Here is a 5140-nt window from a genome sequence, read left to right as displayed (position 1 = left end):
CGCCGCGCCGAGGGACTCCCACAGCCGCGGTGAGCCGTGGACGGTGCCGAACTCGCCATACGAATCGCCTTCTACGACAACGTCATAGCCCTCCCACGGACGGTTGGTCAGATAGCGCATATCCCGTAGGCGATCGACGATCATCCCCAACGCTGCCGGCGTAAGGCCGCTATTGCCCTCGCCGCCGGCGACGGCCGGAAAGACGCCCTGCCACCGAGAGGCGCGGGCGAGGGAGCGTTGCGTCGAACGCCCGGGCACGAGGGCGCCCACGCACCATACGGGCGGATGCGGGCGCTGGATCGGTGGCGGCGGCACGAGCTCGGTGACGGGCTCGACCGACCAGTGCTTGCCGGCATACGAAAAGGGCTGTCCCGCAAGGAGACCCGCATAGATGGCCAGGCATTCGTCGAGCTTCTCCGCCCGCGCCTTGCGACCCTCGTCCGGCTCGAAGGCGAGCCAGTTCTGGTTGAGCGCGCCCAGGCCCACGCCGAGCGTGACTCGACCCCCGGAGAGCCGGTCGACGCTCGCGACGCGCTGGGCCAGATCCCATGGCTTGTAGCGCGAGGCCGGGGTGATCAGGGTGCCGAGGCGGATGCGCTCGGTGCGCATCGCTGCCGCCGCCAGCGTCGCCCACGCGTCGCAGCGATAGACCGCCTCCCAGGTGAAGACCAAGTCCCAGCCGGACTGCTCCCCAAGCACGGCGAGGTCGACGAAGTCGGTCTCCTCCGCAAACGGGACGACAAAGGCGTAACGCATGTCCCGACCGTAGCCGGGCGCTCCGACAGCCCGCTTGATCGCGCTTGCTGGCGGTCAGTGGCGCCGCTGGCAGCGCCCGCACCAGAAGAGGTTGCGGCCCGCGAGCAACTGCGTGCGAATCCGGCTGCCGCACACCAGACACGGCTGCCCGTCGCGCTTGTAGACGTAATAGTCCCGCTCGAAGCGCACGCCGCGCGCCGCATCGCCGCGCACGAAGCCGCCGCGCTCGCCCGGCATGATCCCGCCCCAGCTGGGGTCGTATGCCGCCGGGTCGCGCCCGCCGAGAGCATCGCGGGCGACCTCCAGTTGGGAGTCGAGGGTGAGGATCTGGCCGAACGCCACGCCATAGGGCAGCAGGGCGACCAGGTCGTCCCACATCGCCAGCCACGACTTCTTCTTCACCTTGTTACCGGGCACGAAGGGGTCGATGCGGTGCCGGAAAAGCACCTCGGCGCGGTAGACATTACCGACGCCAGCGATGATCGACTGGTCCATCAGGCATTCGGCGACGGTGCGAGAGGTGCGCGCCAGCCGGGCCAGTGAGCGCTCTGGATCGTTGCCCGGGGTGCCGACCCGCAGCGGGTCGGGACCGAGGCGGGCGATCGTCGCCTCGACCTGCTCGGGCGAGATCACCTGAACCAGCGTCGCGCCGCGCAGGTCCGCATACATCTGCTCATTGACCATCCGAACCCGGACCGCGCCGACGGGGGCGGGCAGGGCACCGATGTGCGGGAGCACATCGAAGGAGCCGATCAGGCCGAGATGAACGTTGAGCACCTGCTCGCCAGCGAAGTGGACGAACAGGTGCTTGCCGAAGGCGTCCGCGCCCTCGACGACCCGTCCGTTGAGCAGCGCTGCGCCCTCGACGAAACGCCCCTGCGGGCTGGTGACCAACGCCTGGCGACCGGCGAAGGCGTGGTGCAACGCCCCCGCGAGCCGATGCAGGGTGTGCCCCTCAGGCACTAACTCGCGGCCTTCTTCTTCGCCGCCACCTTCTTGGCCGGCTTCTCCTCGACTGCGGGCGCCTCGCCGCGGGCCGCCTTGGCCTTCTCGACGGACTTCGCCAGCGCGGCGAGCAGGTCGACCACCTCGCCGGACTCCTCGGCCGGCTTGGGGACGTCCTTGATCTCGCCGCCCTCGACCTTCGCCTTGACCAGCGCGTCGAGGGCTTTGGCGTAGTCGTCTTCGTAGTCGTCCGGCTCGTAATCGCCGGCCAGCTGCTCCACGAGCAGGTGCGCCATCGCGAGTTCCTTCTCCGTGGCCTCCAGGTCGTCGCCGAGTGCCGCGAAGTCGGGACTACGGATTTCGTCCGGCCACAGCATCGTCTGCATGACGATGACGCCGTCGCGCACGCGCAGCACGGCCATCGTCATCCGGGTGCGGATCGAGACGGTGACCAGCGCCATCCGGTTCTCGCTCTCCAGCGCATCCCGCAGCAGCACATAGGGCTTCGCCGCGGCCTTGTCAGGCTCCAGGTAGTAGCACTTGTCCAGCAGCATCGGATCAATCTGGTCGGCCGGGACGAACTTCTCGACCGCGATCTCCTTGCTGCTCTTGGTCGGCAGGCCGGCAAAGTCCTCGTCGGTGAGAATGACCATGTCGCCGTCCTCGGTCTCGTAGCCCTTGGCGATGTCGTCAAAGGAGACGAGTTCGCCGTCGATCGAGCACACCCGCTGATACTTGATCCGGCCGCCGTCGGTGCGGTGCACCTGCCGGAACTGCACGTCGTGATTCTCGGTCGCGGCATACAGCCGCACGGGGACGTTGACCAGCCCGAAGGAGACCGCGCCCTTCCAGATCGCTCGCATAAGGGCGAGTCTGTCAGAGGTTCACGGCGTCGAGTATGCCTGCGCGGTCACCGCCAGTCGCCAGCTCACGGAGGGGATCGCCTGCGCGGTCCAACGCAGCGGTTGCTGCGTCCCAACCCAGCCCCCTGCGCTGGAACGGCGGCCCGCGTCCAGGGTGAGGGTGACCCCGTTCACTGAGACCGACCCTCCTTGCGGCCCGCTGGCGCTCCCCGCCAGGCCGAGGAGAACGCTGTCGGCTTCCACCGGAAGCGTGCCCAGCGAACCCTGTGAAACACCTGATCCCTTGGTGCTCAAGAGCGGGAGGGGCTTGTCCGGCACAACGACCTTCCCGGACCTGTCCACGTACCCCACAACATCAACCCGCACCGCCGCCGCCTTCGACGTCGAGATCGCCACCCGGCCACCCGTCCCGACCGGGACGGTGACCTGACCAGACGTCGGGACCGATCCGAAATGGACCTGCGCCGCGCCCGCCGGGGACAAGCCGCTCTTCCACACCGTCACCGACCCCGCAAAGGCCGCCCTGGTCACCACATTGAGAACGACGCCCGCAACACCACTCGCCGGCACACCAGCACGCCCCAACACCACCGGACGGACCGGCTACCTGGCCCGCTTCTGCTATCTGGCCGCGATGATCGGCTTCTTCTACTTCGTCACTCAACTCCTCCAGGACGTCTTCGGCTGGAACCCGTTGCAGGCTGGCCTGGGGTTCATGCCGATGACGGTCGTGAATTTCGCTGTTGCAGTGATGATTCCGCGGCTGGTCCGACGCTTCGGCGATGCACCGGTCCTCGTCGCCGGTGTCGCCGTGACCCTCGCCGGGATGCTCTGGCTGAGCCGGGTGTCGGCCGCCGGCGACTACCTCACCGATGTCGCCGTGCCGATGGCGCTGATCGGCATCGGTCAGGGCCTGGCCTTCGCCCCGCTGACCTCGGCCGGTATCGCCCGGGCCACCGCCGCAGATGCCGGCGCCGCCTCGGGCCTGGTGAACACCTGCCATGAGGTCGGGATGTGCCTTGGCCTGGCTGTCCTCGTCACCGTGGCCGTGCCCGCCGGGGGCGTGGCGAGCGCGGCATGCGTCGCTGCGGAGGTCGGCCGCGCCCTTGGCGTCGCGAGCCTCTTCCTCGTCGCGAGCCTGGTGGCAGTGCTCGCCCTCGTCGTGCCGGCGTCTGCGGCGGCCCGGCAAGCAGCCCGATCGGTGAGTGCGCGGCCCACCGCTGCCGATGCCTACGCCGAATCATGACCGCGACTCCCGTCCCGATCCGTGGACCGAAGGACCCCCGATGACACCGACCACCTCGCCCGGCACCCCGACTCCACCCCAGCGCGACGGCGCGGCCGCCGGTGCCGGCTGGAGTTCCACCGACCTTGATCGCCTCGGGAGCGCGGGGGAGTTGCGGATCGCCTCTCGCCGAGCCGACGGCTCGCTGCGGCCCTTCGTCATCATCTGGGTGACCCGCGTCGACGACGCGATCTATGTCCGCTCCGCCCACGGCGTCGACAACCCGTGGTACCGGCGCGCCCTCGCCTCCGGCCGGGGGCGGATCAGCGCCGGCGGCGTGGAGCGGGATGTCCGCTTCGAGGTCCCGGACGCATCGGTCCATGAGGCCATCGATACCGCCTCGCACGCGAAGTACGACCGCTACGGCCCCGGTCCGGTCGGGGCGATCACGGGCCCCCATGCCTGGCCGGCCACGCTGCGGTTGGTGCGCGGTGGCCTTGTCGACTAAGACCAGGTCCTCCCGCGCGGTCGCCTCCGTCATACCTCGGGATGGCCGGAGCCAGGCGGCGCGGGTGATCGCCGGGGGTCGCTCGCCGCGTACGCCGCTAGATCGAGCCCAAGCCCCGTCGACGGCGTGCCAGGTGGCGGGCCGCCGGAGTCGCAGATCCAGACCTTCGTCTCGACGAATGCCACTCCACACGGGGGTAGTGCCAGGGACTCCCACGGCTACCCGCACCCGGCTAACGTCGGAATCCGAATGACCAGGACAGAGATGAGAAGGAACTGTGACATGTGACCCGGCTTTCGCGCAGGTCTTCCCTCTCGGGGAGCCCAATGACGCCTACGCCCAGTACTTCACCGGGCAGAGCTATCTGGCCCCGCTGGTTGCGGGCACGGTGCCCGTCATCAATGTGTCCTTCGAGCCACGGTGCCGCAATCACTGGCACATCCACCACGGCACCGGCGGCGGCGATCAGATCCTGCTGTGCACGGCCGGCAGCGGCTGGTATCAGGCCGAGGGCGAGGCGCCGGTGAGCCTGCAGCCGGGCACCGTCGTTCGCGTCCCGGCCGGCACCAAACACTGGCACGGAGCGAAGGCGAACTCCTGGTTCAGCCACCTCGCCTTCTTCACCCCCGCCCCCGACCTGCGCAACGAGTGGCTCGAGCCCGTCACCGACGAGGAGTACGACAAGCTCCCCGCCGACCCCGAGCGCGGGTGATCGTTCGCCCGGGATCCACCGCGGATACAAGCGACTGCACGCCCGAGTTCGGCCGACACACCGGGTGAAGTGGACCCGACCGACCGCCCGAGTATGCCGAGTGCGGCGAACCTCGAGCCGGCCTAGCGGGC

At 69.3% G+C, this 5140-nt stretch carries 7 protein-coding genes; 3 read left to right on the top strand and 4 right to left on the bottom strand.

Annotation, left to right across the window (positions count from 1 at the left end):
• From BN13_RS15105 to BN13_RS15090, 4 genes are all read right to left on the bottom strand, one after another.
• On the bottom strand, nucleotides 1-756 hold a 756-nt coding region (locus tag BN13_RS15105; protein ID WP_053079818.1), incomplete at its 3' end, for an LLM class flavin-dependent oxidoreductase.
• Nucleotides 757-810: 54 nt separating this feature from the next.
• Nucleotides 811-1719 carry an Fpg/Nei family DNA glycosylase gene (locus BN13_RS15100; RefSeq protein ID WP_048548046.1) on the bottom strand — a complete coding sequence of 303 codons (909 nt, stop codon included), beginning with the start codon at nucleotides 1717-1719 and terminating at the stop codon, nucleotides 811-813.
• A complete protein-coding gene (ku, locus tag BN13_RS15095; protein ID WP_048548045.1) occupies nucleotides 1719-2564 on the bottom strand; it encodes a non-homologous end joining protein Ku in 846 nt (281 codons plus the stop codon). Before ku ends, BN13_RS15100 begins: the two co-directional genes overlap by 1 nt.
• 21 nt (nucleotides 2565-2585) lie before the next feature.
• Nucleotides 2586-3068 carry a hypothetical protein gene (locus BN13_RS15090; protein WP_157038627.1) on the bottom strand — a complete coding sequence of 161 codons (483 nt, stop codon included), beginning with the start codon at nucleotides 3066-3068 and terminating at the stop codon, nucleotides 2586-2588.
• 31 nt (nucleotides 3069-3099) lie between these two features.
• Here BN13_RS15090 and BN13_RS15085 point away from each other — a divergent pair, with 31 nt between their 5' ends.
• The 3 genes from BN13_RS15085 (at nucleotide 3100) to BN13_RS15075 (ending at nucleotide 5009) form a co-directional block, all read left to right on the top strand.
• Entirely contained in the window at nucleotides 3100-3810 is a 711-nt protein-coding gene (locus BN13_RS15085) for an MFS transporter (protein WP_235434077.1), read from the top strand.
• Between the two features lie 40 nt (nucleotides 3811-3850).
• Nucleotides 3851-4297, top strand: coding sequence for a DUF2255 family protein (locus BN13_RS15080; protein WP_084733800.1), 447 nt, complete (start codon nucleotides 3851-3853; stop codon nucleotides 4295-4297).
• A 277-nt stretch (nucleotides 4298-4574) separates the two neighbouring features.
• Entirely contained in the window at nucleotides 4575-5009 is a 435-nt protein-coding gene (locus BN13_RS15075; RefSeq protein ID WP_048548043.1) for a cupin domain-containing protein, read from the top strand.
• Nucleotides 5010-5140 lie beyond the last annotated feature (131 nt).

Origin of the sequence: Nostocoides jenkinsii Ben 74, assembly GCF_001046875.1 — a bacterium.
Lineage (GTDB): Bacteria > Actinomycetota > Actinomycetes > Actinomycetales > Dermatophilaceae > Nostocoides_A > Nostocoides_A jenkinsii.
This window is presented reverse-complemented; position numbering and strand designations above follow the sequence as displayed.